Below are 17480 nucleotides of genomic sequence, written 5' to 3' on the forward strand. Positions count from 1 at the left end.
TACCCGGGTGAAAAAGGTAGAGATAATAAAAACAAATGATGTTTTGAGACAGATATTGTGGAGAGGAGATGAGCGGGATGCTTGAGTCAAGCGCTAAAGAATTTGTATCGGCCCTTTCATCAAAGGAACCTATACCGGGAGGGGGCGGAGCGTCGGCCTATGTGGGTTCCATGGGAATGGCTTTGGGGGTAATGGTCGGGAACTTGACAGTGGGTAAGAAGAAATACGCTGACGTTGAAGCGGATGTTAAGGTCTTAATGGAAAAAGGAGAAAAAGTCATCGCCAGATTCCAATCCCTCGTCACAGAAGATGCCGCAGCCTTTTACCCATTATCTCAGGCTTATGGGATGCCTAAAAATACCGAGGAAGAAATTCGCCGGAAAGAGGAAACCCTGCAGAAAGCCTTAGTCAATGCCACCCTGGTTCCTTTAGAGATCGCCCGTTGCTGTGCAGAGGGAATCGATCTTCAGGAGGAATTTGCTCAAAAGGGCACAAGAATTGCCATCAGTGATGTGGGTGTGGGGGTAGCCTTTTTGAAAGCGGCTTTGGAAGGGGCTAAACTCAATGTTCTGATCAATACCCAAATCATGAAAGATCAGGAATTTAAACGCAAAGTTGAAACAGAACTGATTGATCTTTGTGCGATCTATATAGCCAAAGCAGACCGGATATTTGCTGAAGTTCAAAATTCGATTACGGGAGGTAAATCGTCATGACCCAGATTCTTAATGCCAAGCCGGTTGTTCAGGCTATGAAGGAGAATCTCCGGCAGGAAGTTGCGGCATTAAAAGCTAAAGGAAGCGAGCCGACTCTTGGAATTATCCGGGTCGGCAGCCGTCCTGATGATGTGTACTACGAAAATAACATCATTAAAAATTGTGAAGCTGTAGGAATTGCAACCAAGACCTACCCTCTCGATCTGAATATCAGCATGAACGATTTTACTGCTGTTATGACTCAGGTTAATCATGATTCTGACCTTCATGGGATTATGCTTTTCCGGCCACTGCCCCAACAATTAGATGAAGAAGTCATTAAACATCTCATTTCTGCGGAAAAAGACATTGATTGCATGAGCCCCCTCAATCTGGAAAAGGTCTTTGAGGGGGATATGAGCGGTCTTTTACCCTGTACACCGGCAGCCGTCATGGAAATCCTGCGTCATTATGAAATTGAGCTGAAAGGTGCCAATGCAGTGGTGATGGGGAGAAGCTTAGTTGTCGGAAAACCCTTGAGTATGATGCTTTTACAGGAAAATGCAACCGTAACCATCTGCCATTCCAAGACCAAAAGCATGCCAGAAGTGGCTAAAAATGCGGATATTGTCATTGCTGCCATGGGCAGGGCCAGAATGATTGATGAGAAGTATGTTTCAGAAAACAGCATTGTGATCGATGTAGGAATTAATGATGCCGGGGATGGCAAGATTTGCGGTGACGTTGACTATGATGCTGTTGTGGACAGGGTCAAAGGGATTACTCCTGTGCCGGGAGGGGTCGGTTCAGTTACGACAGCCATTCTATTAAATAACTTAGTCAGAGCTTGTAAAAACCAAAGAGTTCAAAGTTAATCTCTTCCGGTGATAAACTCCATGGATATCTCATCGAATCTTATCTGAATGGTCCCATCCTCATCCGTCCTATAAACGGGGACCTGCCGCTCTCCCCAGTATTCGAGAACCTGGGGACTGGGATGTCCGAAAGAATTCTTCCCCACGGGAATCACCACGGCCCGGGGATTAATCCGATCCAGCATCTCTGTCATTAAGGAATAGCGGCTGCCATGGTGGGGAATTTTAAGCAAATCCGCTTCAAAGTTCTGTCCCGATCTACAAATTTCTTCCATCTGCTCTTCTTCCATATCCCCCGTCAAGAGCACACTCTGTCCGGCTGAATTTTCCAAGTGCAAAACGAGAGAATTATTGTTCTCATCCGATTTGGTCCCCCTCAATACCTTGCCGGGTGCGATCACGGTAAGGGTGATATTAGAATCCAAGGCCATTTTATCTCCACGGGACAACCTTTTAATGGTCATCTTCTCCAGCATCCTGATTAGATCCCAGTCCAATCCGCCTTCTCCCCAACCATTCCGCAGGTTATCCCCTGCCCCATCCTCCTCAAAGGATTCATAGCTGAGCCATTCTAACCCGTCCTCAGGAATTCCGACCCAACCTACGGGAATGGTCTCAAAAATAGCACCAGCCCCACCCACATGATCGGCATGAGGATGAGTCAGGATAAGGGCATCTAATCGTTTAATTCCTCGCTGAAGGAGATAGGGTACAATAACCTGCTCCCCTGCATCAAAGGTGCCGGTCTTGGGCCCTGTATCCACCATAATTCGAGTTTCTCCCGGTGTCTCAATGAGAATGCAATCACCCTGACCCACATCAATAAAAGTTACTTGAAGAACATCCGGCGCATTCCAGGGACTCCATAAGAAAAGGAGCAGGAGAAGCACTGCCAGGATCCTTTCCCCTTTGATCCCCAGTCTTGCAAATTGTGCTCTTTCTCTAAATGCGACAAATACTCTAACCAAGCCAGGGGGCATTACCTTTTGCATGGCTACCACAAGAGGCCTTATAAAAATAAGCCCTCGTGCAACCCAAGGCAGGCTGTCCCGATACAAATTCCCTAGCTGTACCCTGAGTATAAAGCCAATTTTTGCCTTCCCGACAAGAAGCACGAGAAGCCAGCCGTACCAGCATACCCAAAAGAGAGTACCGGGATTCACCACCCATACATCCGCCCAGGGAAGCCGGGCCAATTGAATAAGAAATTCACTTACTCCATTCAACAGCCAAAGACTGACCTGAAATAGGGGCAGTGCAATCTGAGGGATGAAGGATAGAAAAACAGCGAGGATTCCCAGTTCAAAGATACTCCCCAGGACAAATAAGACCAGGAGATTGGCTAGGATGCCGATAAGGGATAATCGGTGAAAAACGCTAATCATCAAGGGCAAGGTGGCAATTTGGGCGGCACAGGTCATGGAAAAAGCACTCCTTACAGACTTGGGCCAGCCCTTAACCCATTGCCCTTTTTCCAATTTATTACTTAAGACAAGAATTCCCCAGGTGGCCATAAATGAAAGTTGAAACCCAATGTCCTTAAGGATTAATGGTTGCCAAATAAAGAGCAGAAAAGCCGCGATCAAGAGACCCCGGTAACCATTTGCCCTTCCAGTTTCTCTTCCCTTTCCTAATCTTCCTAACAAAACAAAAACCGACATGATCGTTGCCCGCAGAATCGGTGGGTTACCTCCACAGAGCAGGGCATAAAAAGCCAATACGGCAATAGTTATTCCCACTCGCAAGGAGCGGGGCAGAAAGAACATAAAGTTCCAGCAAAGGAGAAGCAAAAAGGCCACATTAGAACCGGATGCTGAAAAGACATGGTATACACCCGTAATCCGATAGCTTTCCAAGGCTTCCTCAGGTATCCTGCTTGTATCCCCAAACACAATTCCTTCTAACAGCCCGGTTTGGTCTTGAGGATAGAGTGCTAAAAGTTCCTGTACATGGTTCCGAACCCGCCAGCTTAAGCCAGGATTCCCAGGCCTTAATATATCTGCCTCGCCTTGGGCTGTAATCCATCCCGAGAGACCACGAACAGCATTATACAGAGGATAATCAAATTGTCCCTGCGTTCCCGGAGGTTTGGGCTGCTCAATTTTCGCCGTAAATTCCAACGTATCCCCCGGTCGGACAAGATCCCACCCTTCAGGAAGATTCCCCTCGGAATCAAAATACACGCGAAGACTATAACTTTTTTGTGCAAGGGCGGACTCCTGGACAGTGACAGGTTCCAGAACTTCAAATAACCCTGCCGCTCCTTCCTCATGAAGGGACCAATCTTTCAACTCCCCCACAACCTGAACAGGACTCAAGGTAAGAGGGGGAGCCAATTCAAATTTTCCCGTCTGCCCAAATCCAAAACCCACCAGGATACTTGCACAAAGGATTAGTATTTCAGGCCACAGCTCAGGTCCAAAGAAATCCCGCGGTCTCCAGAAGACGATTCGAAGCAGCACCCATAGAAAAATCCCCAGAACCATCCACCACATGGGTTCTGGGGTGTAAACTCCTATTAAACCGCCTATCAGTGAGGCGGTTAATTTTTTTATCCACGGATCCCTCATGGTCCCACCGTAACCAGGTCGGCCATCTTTGCATAGGTCTTATTTCCAATACCGGAAACCTTTTTCAAATCCTCAGGTTGAAGAAAGGGACCGTGCTCCGTCCTATATTGAATAATTCGTTCCGCCAACACAGGTCCGATCCCTGGTAATTTATCCAATTCTGTAATATCCGCTGTATTGATATTGATTAGGTTGGAAGACGTTTGTGTGACATATTGAGTATTTCCGCTTTGATTGGTCCCAGGTTGCATGGAGTTCGCTGTCGCAGTAGAGCTTGATAGGTCACTTGCATTGGGATTACTCTCAGCCATCTGCCCCTGGGACACAGCCACTGGTGGAGCAACAGGCTGCGGCACCGGTTTATAAGGCACAATGATTTTCTGACCGTCCTTTAGCTTCTCAGCCGGATTGATCTGATCTACGTTCGCTTCAGGCAAAGGGCATACCTGCTTCAAAGCGTCATTTAATCGGGCATTAACCGGCAAATGAACCAACCCCGGCTTCTCTACCGCCCCGGACACGTAAACGACGATTTCCCGATTTTCTCCAGCCTTCTCAACAATTACGGTCGAGTTGTGAGGCAGGATAAACTTCCAGGCCGCTGCCACGATCAAAAGACCTAAGACTCCCCACCAAATGTAACGGATCTTCCGCTCCAACAAAATCACCCCATAATCTTCGGAGTTACTCACCATCTCCTAGGTAATATGGGGTTTTTCTCCACATTTCACTTCAATTCCTCTCTCGAATTCCGACAAGGTTTGTCGATTTTTCCCTTTTTAAACTTTTAATGATACTGTAGCAAATGGCAAACATAATAAACAAGAAGGGAAATCCGCCAAGGATCGAGGCCATTTGCAGGGCATCCAATCCTCCATCCCCGAGCATCAGCAGAAGCCCTGCAGCGGCTCCCATAGCTATTCCCCAAAACAGCTTTAAGGGAATCCTTGGGTTTTCGTTCCCTCCGCTGGAGAGCATACCCAGAACAATGGTACATGAATCAGCAGATACGACAAAGAAGGTAAAGATGACAAAGATCAAAATGATTGAGGTGATATCCCGGAAGGGAAACTGTTCGAATAAGACGAATACCGCACTGGAAATATCCACACTAATGGCGTTGGCTAAAATGCCCTGGGACCCTTGATTAAGCTCAAAGTGCAGGGAAGTCCCTCCGAAAATACCGAAAAAGATCATATCCAGAAGGGTCGGGGCAATCAAAGCGCCTAAGACAAATTCTTTGATAGTGCGCCCCTTCGAGATCTTGGCGATGAACATGCCTACAAAGGGGGCCCAGGCAATCCACCAAGCCCAATAGAATATTGTCCAGCTCCCCAGCCAGCCGCTCTGCTCCACGGGATCCGTCCAGAGGCTCATCGAAAAAAAGTTCTGGATATAAACTCCCATACTGTTGACAAACATATCCATGATAAATTTCGTGGGGCCGAACAGAAAGACAAAGAGAAGAAGACCCCCGGTAGCTACTAAGCTAAGATCCGAACCTATTTTTATTCCTTTCAGGTTGGGAGTACAAGCCGAAATCAGATAACAGATAATGACGATAGCTAATATCCCTAACAGCAAGGGAATACCCTGAGGAATGCCATAATTATAGGTAATTCCTGCCGCAAGCTGTTTGGTACCCAGGCCTATGGTGGTTGTCATACCAAAAAGCGACGCCCAAAGGGTAATAATATCAATCAGTTTGCCGAGAGGACCATAGATTCTATCCCCTAACAGTGGATAAAAGCAGCTGCTCAAGAGCATCGGCATCTTATTCCGGAAAATGATAATCCCCATGGCAAGCCCGATTAGGACAAAGGAAGCCCAGGCACTGAGTCCCCAGTGAAAAAAAGAGATGGCTAAGGACCATTCCGCTGATTGGGATGGGCTAAGGGCATTCACATAAGCCGGAGGATTGAGAAAATGATTAATGGGTTCAGCAATGGACCAAAATACCAACCCTACTCCCATGCCACAACCGAAAAGCATGGCAAACCAGGAGAAGGTACTGTACTCCGGTAATGTATCCTGGCCTCCCAGTTTGATATCGCCATAGCGGCTGAAGGCTAAGTAAAGGCAAAAAAGCAAGAAAAAAAGAATGCCCACAATGAACAACCAGCCCCACTGCTGAATGATGTAATCAAGAATGGTATTCGAGACATGGCTCAGTCCTTCAGAATCAACCACACCCCAAAGGAGAAAACCCACCGCTAACAGAGCTGAAATGATAAACACATAGGGATCGATATTCCCCAATAGCGCCCAATTGGAGGTTTTGGGCTGCCTATTGAGAACCTTATTGTTTTTAGGATTTGCTTCGGTTTCCATATCAATTCTCCCCTCTATCTCTGGATTTTTCTCTTGAACTAGCCTATAGTATGTTATAGACACCTGTTGTCATTCTATTTTGAAATTTCAAGAAACATAGGTGATCAAGATGAATCGGTCAAGTCTGGAAGGCTTCTTTGATCCTTCATACCTGGAAAATATATTGGGTAATTTTACACAGGCCACAGGCCTTAGAATCGAGGCTGTCAACTATCGCGGCGAGACCTTTTCCATTCCAGGGAGCTTAGACAGGTCCCCTTTCTGCCAATGCATCCGTAACAATCCCCGGGGCAATAAGCGCTGTATCGATTCCTATAAACGGGCAACCAGTGAAGCCGTCAAATGGGATGAACCCTATTTCTTCCGCTGCCATGCGGGCCTTGTTATCTGGGCTGTTCCCATCCTTAGTAAAGACATTACTTTGGGAAGCATTATTTGTGGTCAAGTTCTCCTCTGGAAGCCGGATCGCTTTTTTATTCAGGAATTACAGGATATCAGCAAGGGTATTAAAATCGACCCAGAGGAATTAAATCAGGCTGTTCCCAATCTCCCCATCATATCCGCTGACCAGGCCCAAGCCGCTGCTAACCTTCTCTTTGTAGTGGTCAGTCATATACTCAAAAATAATCTTCGTGCCTTAGAGGAAGAGAAGGCCTACAAGGTCTTACAACAACAGCTCCATGACCAAATACTAAAGCGAAAAAAGGGCCCCGGGAGAACGGATATTTCTTATGAATCCATCTTAAAAGACGAAAGGAGATTTCTTCAATACATTCGGCTCGGGGATAAATCAAGAGCCTTTTCTACTTTGGAGAACTTAATTATTAAAATCTACACGAAATCCACAGGTAAGCCCCAATTAACCAAAGACAGAATCATTGAGTTAGCTGCTTTAACATCCCGGGCCGCCGTGGAGGGAGGTACCGACGCTGAACAAGCCGTGACCATTCTTAGTTCATTCTACAAAAAACTTGAGAATGTGGAGCGGGTAGAGGAGATTATCTACTTCATTAAGCAGATTGTTAATGAATTTCTGGAAAACATCTTTATCTTAGCCGATAAAAAACACTTAAGCCTGGTCAAGGATGCTCGTTCCTTCATTCTTCACAATCATGCCAAGCCCTTAACGATTACGGATGCAGCCGAGCACCTCTTTATCAGTCCTTCTCACCTTTCAAGGCTCTTTCGGCAGCAATTGGATTGTACATTTAATGATTACTTAACCCGCGTCCGTGTGGAGAAAGCCGTGGAACTCTTGAAAAAACCCGAATTCAGCGTTAAAGATGTAGCATTGGCCGTCGGTTTTCAAAACCAGAGCCATTTTGCAAAAGTTTTCCGCAAATATATAGGAGTTACGCCCTTAATCTATAGGAACAGCCTATTCTAAGAGGTGAAAGGAAGTAAACGATGATCCTTAATGAATTGAAGCATTCCATTCTGGAAGGAGAAGCTGAAACGGCTTACGATTTAACTCATAAAGCCTTATCCATGGGCTACCCAGCCCAAGTCATCCTGGAAAAAGGATTGATTGCCGGTATGAACGAAATCGCAGATAAGTTTCGTGAGCGCAACGTGATCATCCCCGAGGTCCTCATGGCGACCCGTTCCATGCATGCCGGGCTAAGTCTATTGGAGCCGTATCTCATTTCCAGCAGCCCCAATAAGCCTGGCAAGGTCATCGTCGGGACTGTGGCCGGAGATTTGCACGACATTGGCAAGACACTCGTTAAGACCATGGTCATGTCCCTCAGAATTAAGGTCATAGATCTTGGGGTTGATGTTACTCCCAAAAGGTTTGCCGATGCTGTTCGCAAAGAAAAACCCGAAATCGTTATGATTTCTGCCCTGCTGACAACAACTATGGGCGTTATGAAGAGTGTCATAGAGGAGGTACGGAAACAAAGTCCCAGCGTAAGGGTCTTTGTAGGCGGTGCTCCGGTTACTGAGGAATTTGCCAAAGAAATTGCTGCAGACTATTATTTTGAAAATGCCTTCGAGATAAGGGATTATCTCAAGGAAAATTATGATAAACTCTTCCTTAGAAAAGACTAAGGAAGGGTTGGTTCCAAATACATACTTCTCATGAAAAAACTCGTAAAGGTTTTGTCCCCGCCAAGTTCGACATGTCGAATCCGGCGGGCAAGCTCTGCCCCCTCGGCAAAGGTTCCCTGATTGAGAAGAGCGCGAATAGCTCCCAGGTGGGCTGCATTTCCTGCCATCTTAATCTTCTCAGGATCCGTATGGGGAGTCAGCCCAATGCTGAGAATGGATTCTTTCTTAAGATAAGTAGCAAAGGTTCCCGCCATAACGATGGAATCCAAATCCTGGAGCGAAATGCCGGCCAGGCTGACCAGCGTTTTGATCCCGGCACATACTGCACCTTTAGCCAGTTGTAAGGCTTCGATATCTCTTTGACCTAAAGAGATATCTTTTTTATTTTGTTGGCCAAAAGCAAACACAAATTCCCAGTAATCCTCTTTCTTGCATACTCGCGACTTTAACTCATCCGATAAGCTACAATCCTTATGGGCAGGATCAACGAAAGCTCCTTTTCTATTGATGATACCGGCTTGGCGCATTTGGGCGATTCCATCGATCAAGCCTGAACCACAAATTCCGAGGGCCTCCTCATCCCCGATGACTTTGAGCTCCACACCCTCTTCGCTGATCTTTATTCCTTCAATAGCACCGGGCTTTGCCCTCATGCCATGGAAAATGCCTGCTCCTTCAAAGGCCGGACCTGCTGCGGTAGAGCAAGCCAGCATCATTTTTTCGGTTTTTAGAACCAATTCGCAATTGGTGCCCAGGTCGAGCAAGAGATGATTTCCCTGAGCCAGCACTTCAGGCGCACCAATGAGGGCTCCTACCGTATCCCCGCCCACAAAGCTCCCAATGTTGGGCAGTATCTGAACGACAGCTTCCGGATTGCTTCCCAGGCCCAAATCCTGAGCAAAAAATTCGAGAGCCTGATTATAGACAGAAACATAAGGTGACACAGCAAGATTGGACACATCGAGCCCCAAAAAGAGATGACTCATGGTTGTGTTGGAAACAATCGTCATTTTATAGATGGATTTACGGGCAATCTTATGTTGATGCACCAGCCCATCGATCAGGGTGTTGATGGTACTGCGGACTGCTTCGGTGAGCTGAAGGCGGTTCTTCACCCCTTCTCCGGCATAGGCTATTCTGGAAATGACATCGCCCCCAAAGGCCGTTTGCCCATTTTCAGTAGATACACTTCCCAAAACTTCGGCTGTCTTCAAGTTAATCAAAGCCACGGCGACACTGGTGGTACCGATGTCGATAGCCAGACCATGCAGAGCCGCCCCATCTCCCGATTGAATATCGATCACCCTATTTTGCCAAGTGACCACGGTTATCCTATAGTTTTGTTCCCTTAAAATCCTGGGAAGTCTCTCCAGAACTCCTAGAGAGGGAAGAGCTAAGCTCTGCTCCGGCATCACCTTTCTATATTCATCAACTATCCTATCCCAATCCCCTCGCTCATCTTCCAGACTCGGCTGCGGTATCGTCAGGAAAATCCCTTTTAATCCGGGATCCAAAGTAATTTGGTCATCCCTACGCAACACAGTGTTCTTCCGATCGAATGAGTTAGGCAGATTCACATCGATTTCCATCCCTTTTTGGGGCTTGACCTGACAAGCAAGGCGGATGCCCTCCTCAAGCTCCTCTGTGGATAAATATCTTAAATCGGCGGGAGTTGCTTCAGGCACCCCTTGAATAAAGCGAACCTTGCACTTGCTGCATGTTCCTTTACCATTGCAAATATTATCGATTCTTATGTGGTTTTCTATCAAATTAAGCAACAAAGTCTTGCTGTCCTCTATCTCTACCTCTCCGTAATTCTTTATCCTGATAATCACCAGTCTCCCTCCCCTGCTTTTTGCTTACTTCGGCTCACCCTCAGCAAAATGTTTTAGAGTCACAGGCTGATCCGGTTCAATGAACACGACATCCTCAAGCTTCTCACCCCGAACCAAAGCGTTCAGCAGACCGGCATCACCTTCCATCTCCTCAATCTCCCAGCCGAAGAAATCAGCTATTTTTTGAAGCTTTCCGTAATAGGAATCCGGCATTTTCATACCTACCGATTTAATCAGCATAGCTTTATTGTAGTGTCCATAAAGGGCCTGGATGATCTTCCCGGCCTTTTTCTCTCCATACCTTTCCACATATTCAAGGTACTCGTCATAGGGAGTACGGCCATAGTCCAGCCACCCCTGGCTAAAGAAATAGGTTCTGGTATTTTTGCAGAAAAGCTCCAGATAACGAGCATTGGAACCCATCAAAAGGCCAATACAATCATGAGTAGTTGGTATCAGCATAGGAACGGCCGGAGAAATTAAGCCTACCAAGGTATTGGAGCAGCGGCCGTAGGTCAGGACAATAAGATCATAATCCTGGCTGGCGTGAATAATCTCTTGAATTTTCCTATGAAGTTCAGCCGGTTGAGCATGATAATTAAAATCAAGAAATTCACAATCCATCAACCCATCGTTCTTTAAGGCTTTGACCTCGTTCATTGTGGAATGACAGCCGATCAGTTTAATTTTCATAGTGATTCTCCTGATGAGGTAAAACACCCAGATACAAAATCTGAGTGTTTTACCTTTGGTTTAAGCTCTATTACCTTGGAGCATTAAGGATGATCGCTCCTGAGAGCTTTAAGAATACTATAACACATAACCAGCATGATGAGCATAAAAGGAAAGGCCGAAGCAATTGAGGCGGTCTGAAGAGCTTTCAAGGCAGCTGTACCGCCCACAATAATGAGCACAATCGTCATAGCGCCTTGCATAATCCCCCAGAAACTGCGCAGCTTCTTGCTGGGATCCATATCCCCGTTGGATGTCAGCATAGCCAGAACGTAGGTAGCTGAGTCGGCAGCACCCACAAAGCAAGTCACGATAAGCAGGATGGCCAAGGGACCGGTTATGGCATAAAGGGGCATCTGTTGCAGTAGGGCAAACAAAGCAGTGGTATAATCGGCATTTACAGCAGCCTGAATAAATCCTCCGGAAATCTGATCAAGGTTAAAGGCCGCTCCGCCGTAAATGCCCAGCCAGATAAAGGAGAAACCAACCGGCAGTAAGGTTACGGCAAAGACAAACTCCCGAATGGTCCGCCCTTTCGAAACCCGTGCCACAAACTGGCCGACAAAAGGTGCCCAGGCAATCCACCACGCCCAATAAAAGATCGTCCAGCCGCCTACCCAATCCGTATTAGTCATCCAGAAGGTTTGACCGACGAAGTTCTGTAAATAATCCCCCAAACTTTGTGTAAAGGTATTGAGGATAAAGACTTTGCCGCCAAAGTAGAAGATAAAAATCATAAATACGACGGATAACCAGACTTTGATATTAGCGATGGACTGCATGGCTTTATGCAGGCCGGAAACCGTTGCCAAGGTAAAGATACCTGTGATCACGGCAATGACAAGTGAAATGGTCAGGGGGCTTGCCGGGATTCCCCAAATATACTCTATTCCTGTGGCTATCTGACTGGAACCCAAACCCAAACTGGTAGCAATACCAAAAATAGTAGCGAATACTGCCAGAATATCGATAGCCTTACCAATAGGTCCATAAATCCGATCGCCAATGAGCGGATAGAAAGCCGAGCTAATCAGGAAGGGCAGTCCTTTGCGGAATTGGAAGTAAGCCAGGGCCAAACCGGCGATTGCAAAATTAACCCAGGCATGAATACCCCAGTGAAAGAAAACGACCCGCATGGAAGTTTGCATAGCCTCTACAGTTCCAGGTTCTCCGAAAGGCGGACTGTTAAAATGCATAATGGGTTCCGCAACGGACCAAAAGACCAAACCAATGCCCATACCCCCGCCAAAAAGCATGGCAAACCATTGGAAATTACTGAATTCCGGTTTATCGTCATCAGCACCCAGCTTAATTCTTCCGTAACGGCTGATGGCTATACCAAAAACAAAGATAATAAAAATTGCAACAGCTAAAAGGTAAAGCCAACCGAAATTCGTGGTTAATAAGCCAAATACTTTATTGACCACATTCGCCATGTTATCAGGTAAAAGTACACCCCACAGTACAAACAACAGAGCAATGGCTGAAGAAATATATAATACGGTATTTTGCTTCTTGTCAACTCCCATATTCACTCACCTCTCCAAATTCCTCAACATGTGCAAAAATTTGCTATTGAGAGAAAATCAGCGGCAGATGTGTAGTCAACGCCGCTGATTACCTTGTTCTAACGGATATCGAAGCAACGAATATTGACCCATGCCCTCTCTCTATTTGCCTAAAATTCTATTGGCAAGCTCAACTGCATCGTCCGCTGTCTCCGCCCATCCATCCGCACCGATCTCATCTGCCCATACCTGGCTGGTGGGGCCGCCGCCTACGAACACTTTATAGCTATCTCTTAAATTCTTCTCTTTCAGGTATTCAATCAGCTCCTTTTGCTTGATCATGGTGGTGGTCAGCAAGGCGCTGGCTCCGATGATATCAGCTCCTACTTCCTGAGCCTTATCAACAAAGCCTTCCGCTTTAATGTCTGTACCAAGGTCAATCACCTTATACCCTGCGGCTGTGAACATAGCTCCCGTTATATTTTTACCGATATCGTGAATGTCCCCCTCGACAGTGCCAAGGACGATTTTACCCTTAGATTCCCCTTCACTCACTCCTTTCTTAGCAATTTCCGGTTCAAGGATAGCCAAACCAACTTTCATCGCTTCGGCCGACATCATGACATCCGGTAAGAACATCTCCCCTTCTTTCCACGCTGTGCCAACAACCTCAATTCCCTTAACCAGGCCCGACTGAACTGTATCCACTAAGTCAAGATCTTCATCAATAGCCTTTTGGGAAAGTTCTGCTACGATATCTTCATCTCCGTCAATAATCGCTTGCTTCAGATCATCCAATAAACTCATGATAATTCCTCCCGTCATCTTTCATTTTTTCGGACTTGTTTATTCTCCTCCAAGGACCTCACTCCGTTGGGCAATGAAGGCTTGAAGTTTTGCATCTATCTCCTGGTCCAAGGCAGGGGGCACATAGTTCGCCAGAATTTGCTGCCAGCGGGCATGAGCGCGCTGCTTCGCTTCTAACTTATCTTTTGCCCAACCATCATAGGCATTTCGATCGCTGAGAGTTGGGGTATAGAACTCTCTCTTATGGTTTTTGCGCGTATGCTTCTGGGTCAGGAAATGTCCCCCAGGGCCTACTTTGGCTATAACGTCATAGGCCATGCCATCTTCATCAAAGGTATAGCCTTTCATATAATGGAGAAGCATACCCGCTAATTCATCATCCATGATGAATTTCTCATAGGACATAGCCATGAAATATTGGAGAATTCCTGCCGTATGAAGAACAAAATTGATACCTGTCAGAGTCGTTGCCATCAGTGTCATCATAGACTCGTAACCGGCTTGGGCATCCACGGCCTTGGAGTCATTCAACCCCCCTCCGGAACGGCTGGGTACTCCATAATAACGAGCCAATTGAGCACTTGCCGAGATAAAGAGAGCGCATTCGGGGCTACCGATGGAAAGACTACCGCTGCGCATATCGCTTAAAGCAGAAGTAGAACCATAAATAACAGGGGTTCCCGGGTTAATGCTTTGGGCTAAAGAGATTCCAGCTAAGACCTCGGCATTTTGCAAGGATAAGGTGCCTGCTAAAGATGCAGGCCCGGTAGATCCTGCCATAACCAGTGAAGCAATGACCACGGCTTGACCTGCTTCTGCATAAGCCATCAAGGCCCCCAGCATCCTTTCATCATATTTCAACGGTGTTAAGGAGTTAATCAAGGAGACTAAAACCGGTTTTTCTTTAATTACATCTTTACCGCCGAAAAGAATGGCTGCCATTTCAATGGAATCTTCTGCTCTTTTTCTTCCTTCAGCGCTTCCCATGAAGCATTTATCCGAGTTTTTAATCGAACTGTAAAGCATCTTCAAATGGCGAATGCCATCTGGAATGTCCTGGGGCTCTGCCATGGTGCCGCCGGAGAGATGCATATTTTTGCTAGCCCCGGCTAGTTTGGCGAAATTCTCATAATCCTGCAATGTGGTTTTACGCCGGCTGCCATCCAATTCGTAAATGAAGGGTGCTCCATAACCAGGCATGAAGACAATATTATCTCCGCCGATTACCACATTGTTTTCGGGGTTGCGAGCGTGAAGGATGAACTCTGCAGGTGCAGATTTGAGCTTGGACTCCACGAATTCACTGGTCAAATAGACTCTCTTGCCTTCGACCTTTTGTCCCTCCCGGCGAAAAACCTCCAAAGCCGGTTCGTATTCAAACTCGATACCGATTTCTTCAAGGATCTTCATGGTATTTTCGTGGATTTTTTGAACTTGGTCCTCGGTCAGGATATTGTACTTAGGTAACAATTGACCCACCCCTTTTTTGAAATTTTTAAGTCAAGTTAAGTCAAGAAAATAAGTTTTAGAAAATTTTGAGCAAAGGATGCTCTGTCGTTCCCATCTTAACCCCGGTCAGCTTGTTGTTATAGGCAATCATGGCATCTGTGGTTGCTATAGCACGATAAACCCAAGGCGCGTTCATCATAGGACCATAGAGAATGAAATCCGCACCCTGTGTGATCGGGTAAGTGAAGACCGCAGCCCCAGCCACTTCAAAGAAGGGTGTTCCTTTGGAACGCATCTTCTTCCAGAGATAGACTGCATTGGATGGTGCGCAGCCACCGGGATAGCCGAACTGCTCTTTGACCACATTGATCGCTTCCGTCGTCCAGCTTGAACTGGCCACATCCAACACTCCCGGATCGACCAGGAATTGCTCTACGCCGGCCCGTTTAGCCGCCGCAATCAGTCCCTCTTTATCGTCCTTGCCCTGGAGAAGATCGATTCTGGCGTTGGGTTTTAAAGCCTTCTTGCTAAAAGCCAGGATGACGGCTGTCTTGATTCCCGCATCTTTGATGGCGGCAAGTTCTTCTTCGGTATAATGTTCTTCGATGGAGTTATAGATCAACCTTTTCTGAATCTCGGGATCCTTGCCCAGGTTTTTCAAGGTTCCTACCCGAACCTCTGGGCTAATACTATCTAAGAGGAAGGGAGCAGTAGTATTTTTTAAAATAAATTCTACGTATTTCGTAAGTGCTTCAACAGATTCTCCCAATACATCAATGATAAATGGATTACCTGTTTCTGCACTTAGTTCGGCTTCCTGATCCAGCAAAGCTTTGGCTGCCTCTTTGTCGAAAACCCCCTTTTGACCATCTGAGACGATCTTATGACCCCGATAAAAAATACTACCAATGAGTACTGTTGGGTATTCCCCCGGCTGACCACCAACTTTAACCCCGTTGATGTCATAAACATGTTGTTGAGCAGTAAATTTGAACATCTGACTTCCTCCTATGCAAAATGTGTTATGATTTTGTCAAAATAGTGTGCTGCTTGGCCCTCCTTGTTTTCCGTCTATTCTAATAATTCTGATGTCTTGAATATAACAGAAATAAGGAATTTAATAAATAATGCATTTCTGCTTATTTTGACGCTATCCTATCATAATCACCAACTAGAGATTGAAGAAAAAAAAGCTGTTGTTTAACGAACTTACGGTTCATTTTGCAACAGCTTTTTCCCTTATCAGACTCTGATGCAGCTTAAGCAGCACCACCGATGAAATTGAAATTACTTCACAACTACATTGGCCAGCTCCATGATGGCCGGCTCTCTACCGCCCCAGACACGTAAACGGCGATTTTCCGTTCCAACAAAAACACCCCAATCCTCGGAATTACTAACCATCTCCTAAGTGATATGGATTTTTCTTGTTTTCTTTCCTGCCTGGAACCAGCCCAAAAACAAATAGAGGACCCCTAAAGCACCATAAAGGATGCTTGTATTTCCTATAACCCTCAATAAAATCCCAAATACACCGCTTCCCGCAGCGATCCCAAAGTCCAAAGCGTTCTGTTGCAACGAGAAAGCTGTGGTATGTTTATCCTGATCTACCTCTTCAGCAAACCAAGCCATCAAAACTGCGATGCAGCCATAATAACCCACCCCTCCTAACAAGGCAGCCGGATAAACAAATAAAGAGACATATGGCAATAATGCAAATAAAATCATACCACTCCCCATAGCTAAAAAAGCACTGACAGTCAACCGAAAATGTCCTAATCGGTCTGAAAACCAGCTAAAAACTCCATTTGCCATAAGGCCCCCTAAAGAAAAAAGAGTAAAAAAGAAGCCCCCATTAGCTATCGTTGTATGGATTATCACAAAAGGAACAGCGAAGGTCATATAAATTCCATAGCTTAGAGCTGCGGCAAAAGTCAAAGCTATGGTCAAAGGAGATTTCCTAAGTATCGAAAGAACCTGGAACCATGTTCCGAAGCTTCGATTCTTTTTATACTGGATGTCCTTCTGAGAAATATTTTTCTGTGGTTCAATTAAATTTGTTGAAATAAAAAAAAGTGCTCCCATACCCAATAGAGCAAAGACAGCCATGCTTTTCAAAAAGCCGTCATAGCTATATCTTTGGATAAGCATAATACCAAAAGCCGGCCCCACCATCATAGACAAAGAGGATACCATGCGTAATACACCGATATAAGTTCCTTTGCGTTCTTCACCGGCACAAGCGGCAGCTGTTGCTGAAGCGGCAGGAAAATAAGCTGCCAATCCAAAGGCTTGAACCAGGCGTAGGGCAACCACCTGCCATATCTCTACAGCATGCATAAGCAAAACTGCACCAATGAAAAAGGCACCACTTCCCAAAACCATAACCATACGTCTGCCGTAAGTGTCGGCCAAGGGACCGCAAAAGAAGCGCAACAAGATCGCCATACCTAGAAAAAGGGTCCCTTGAAGCCCTGCCAGTGCCTCCGACCCTCCCAAATCTGTTAAAAGAAGCGGGGTTACAACCATAAATACAATATTGAAGGTGTATATAAGAAAAGCGGAAGCTAAAAGGATTAAGAAATCCTTGAACCCTCCCCCTCCCCTTTCTGTCCTCATGCCATCT

The 17480-nt window shown here is 46.0% G+C and carries 14 protein-coding genes; 4 read left to right on the top strand and 10 right to left on the bottom strand.

Annotation, left to right across the window (positions count from 1 at the left end; translation table 11 throughout):
• Window positions 1-77: 77 nt before the first annotated feature.
• Together DESPCE1_RS0118005 and DESPCE1_RS0118010 are read left to right on the top strand one after the other, a co-directional pair.
• Window positions 78-716 (top strand): cyclodeaminase/cyclohydrolase family protein, encoded by a 639-nt coding sequence (locus DESPCE1_RS0118005; RefSeq protein WP_014795429.1) that lies wholly within the window; start codon window positions 78-80, stop codon window positions 714-716.
• On the top strand, window positions 713-1570 hold the full coding sequence (locus DESPCE1_RS0118010) for a bifunctional 5,10-methylenetetrahydrofolate dehydrogenase/5,10-methenyltetrahydrofolate cyclohydrolase (RefSeq protein ID WP_019851245.1): 858 nt from the start codon (window positions 713-715) through the stop codon (window positions 1568-1570). Before DESPCE1_RS0118005 ends, DESPCE1_RS0118010 begins: the two co-directional genes overlap by 4 nt.
• On the opposite strand, the gene DESPCE1_RS0118015 is transcribed toward DESPCE1_RS0118010, so the two are convergent.
• Genes DESPCE1_RS0118015 through DESPCE1_RS0118025 form a run of 3 tightly spaced genes read right to left on the bottom strand, consistent with a single transcriptional unit; the run spans window position 1567 to window position 6471 of the window.
• Window positions 1567-4140 carry a DNA internalization-related competence protein ComEC/Rec2 gene (locus DESPCE1_RS0118015; RefSeq protein ID WP_019851246.1) on the bottom strand — a complete coding sequence of 858 codons (2574 nt, stop codon included), beginning with the start codon at window positions 4138-4140 and terminating at the stop codon, window positions 1567-1569. The genes DESPCE1_RS0118010 and DESPCE1_RS0118015 overlap by 4 nt on opposite strands.
• Window positions 4137-4835, bottom strand: a complete 699-nt coding sequence (locus DESPCE1_RS0118020; protein WP_019851247.1) for a helix-hairpin-helix domain-containing protein — start codon at window positions 4833-4835, stop codon at window positions 4137-4139. The genes DESPCE1_RS0118015 and DESPCE1_RS0118020 overlap by 4 nt, the downstream gene beginning before the upstream one ends.
• A 37-nt stretch (window positions 4836-4872) precedes the next feature.
• Window positions 4873-6471 (bottom strand): BCCT family transporter, encoded by a 1599-nt coding sequence (locus DESPCE1_RS0118025; protein WP_019851248.1) that lies wholly within the window; start codon window positions 6469-6471, stop codon window positions 4873-4875.
• A 109-nt stretch (window positions 6472-6580) separates the two neighbouring features.
• Between DESPCE1_RS0118025 and DESPCE1_RS0118030 the strand changes: the two genes are divergently transcribed.
• Window positions 6581-7858 (top strand): PocR ligand-binding domain-containing protein, encoded by a 1278-nt coding sequence (locus DESPCE1_RS0118030; RefSeq protein WP_014795434.1) that lies wholly within the window; start codon window positions 6581-6583, stop codon window positions 7856-7858.
• A gap of 20 nt (window positions 7859-7878) precedes the next feature.
• A complete protein-coding gene (locus tag DESPCE1_RS0118035) occupies window positions 7879-8523 on the top strand; it encodes a corrinoid protein (RefSeq protein ID WP_014795435.1) in 645 nt (214 codons plus the stop codon).
• Here the strand turns inward: DESPCE1_RS0118035 and DESPCE1_RS0118040 are convergent.
• From DESPCE1_RS0118040 to DESPCE1_RS0118075, 7 genes are all read right to left on the bottom strand, one after another.
• Entirely contained in the window at window positions 8520-10358 is a 1839-nt protein-coding gene (locus tag DESPCE1_RS0118040) for an ASKHA domain-containing protein (RefSeq protein WP_019851249.1), read from the bottom strand. The genes DESPCE1_RS0118035 and DESPCE1_RS0118040 overlap by 4 nt on opposite strands.
• Before the next feature lie 24 nt (window positions 10359-10382).
• Window positions 10383-11051, bottom strand: a complete 669-nt coding sequence (locus DESPCE1_RS0118045) for a DUF1638 domain-containing protein (RefSeq protein WP_014795437.1) — start codon at window positions 11049-11051, stop codon at window positions 10383-10385.
• Window positions 11052-11134: 83 nt separating this feature from the next.
• On the bottom strand, window positions 11135-12619 hold the full coding sequence (locus DESPCE1_RS0118050) for a BCCT family transporter (protein WP_019851250.1): 1485 nt from the start codon (window positions 12617-12619) through the stop codon (window positions 11135-11137).
• A 141-nt stretch (window positions 12620-12760) separates the two neighbouring features.
• Window positions 12761-13405, bottom strand: coding sequence for a B12-binding domain-containing protein (locus DESPCE1_RS0118055; protein ID WP_014795439.1), 645 nt, complete (start codon window positions 13403-13405; stop codon window positions 12761-12763).
• A gap of 39 nt (window positions 13406-13444) precedes the next feature.
• Window positions 13445-14884, bottom strand: a complete 1440-nt coding sequence (mtgB, locus tag DESPCE1_RS0118060) for a glycine betaine--corrinoid protein methyltransferase (protein WP_156831331.1) — start codon at window positions 14882-14884, stop codon at window positions 13445-13447.
• Window positions 14885-14930: 46 nt separating this feature from the next.
• On the bottom strand, window positions 14931-15851 hold the full coding sequence (gene mtgA, locus DESPCE1_RS0118065; protein WP_014795441.1) for a methylcobalamin--tetrahydrofolate methyltransferase: 921 nt from the start codon (window positions 15849-15851) through the stop codon (window positions 14931-14933).
• A gap of 410 nt (window positions 15852-16261) precedes the next feature.
• Complete coding sequence (locus DESPCE1_RS0118075; protein WP_019851253.1) at window positions 16262-17473, bottom strand: MFS transporter; 1212 nt, start codon at window positions 17471-17473, stop codon at window positions 16262-16264.
• Window positions 17474-17480 lie beyond the last annotated feature (7 nt).

It is taken from the genome of Desulfitobacterium sp. PCE1 (assembly GCF_000384015.1).
Classification (GTDB): Bacteria; Bacillota; Desulfitobacteriia; order Desulfitobacteriales; family Desulfitobacteriaceae; genus Desulfitobacterium; species Desulfitobacterium dehalogenans.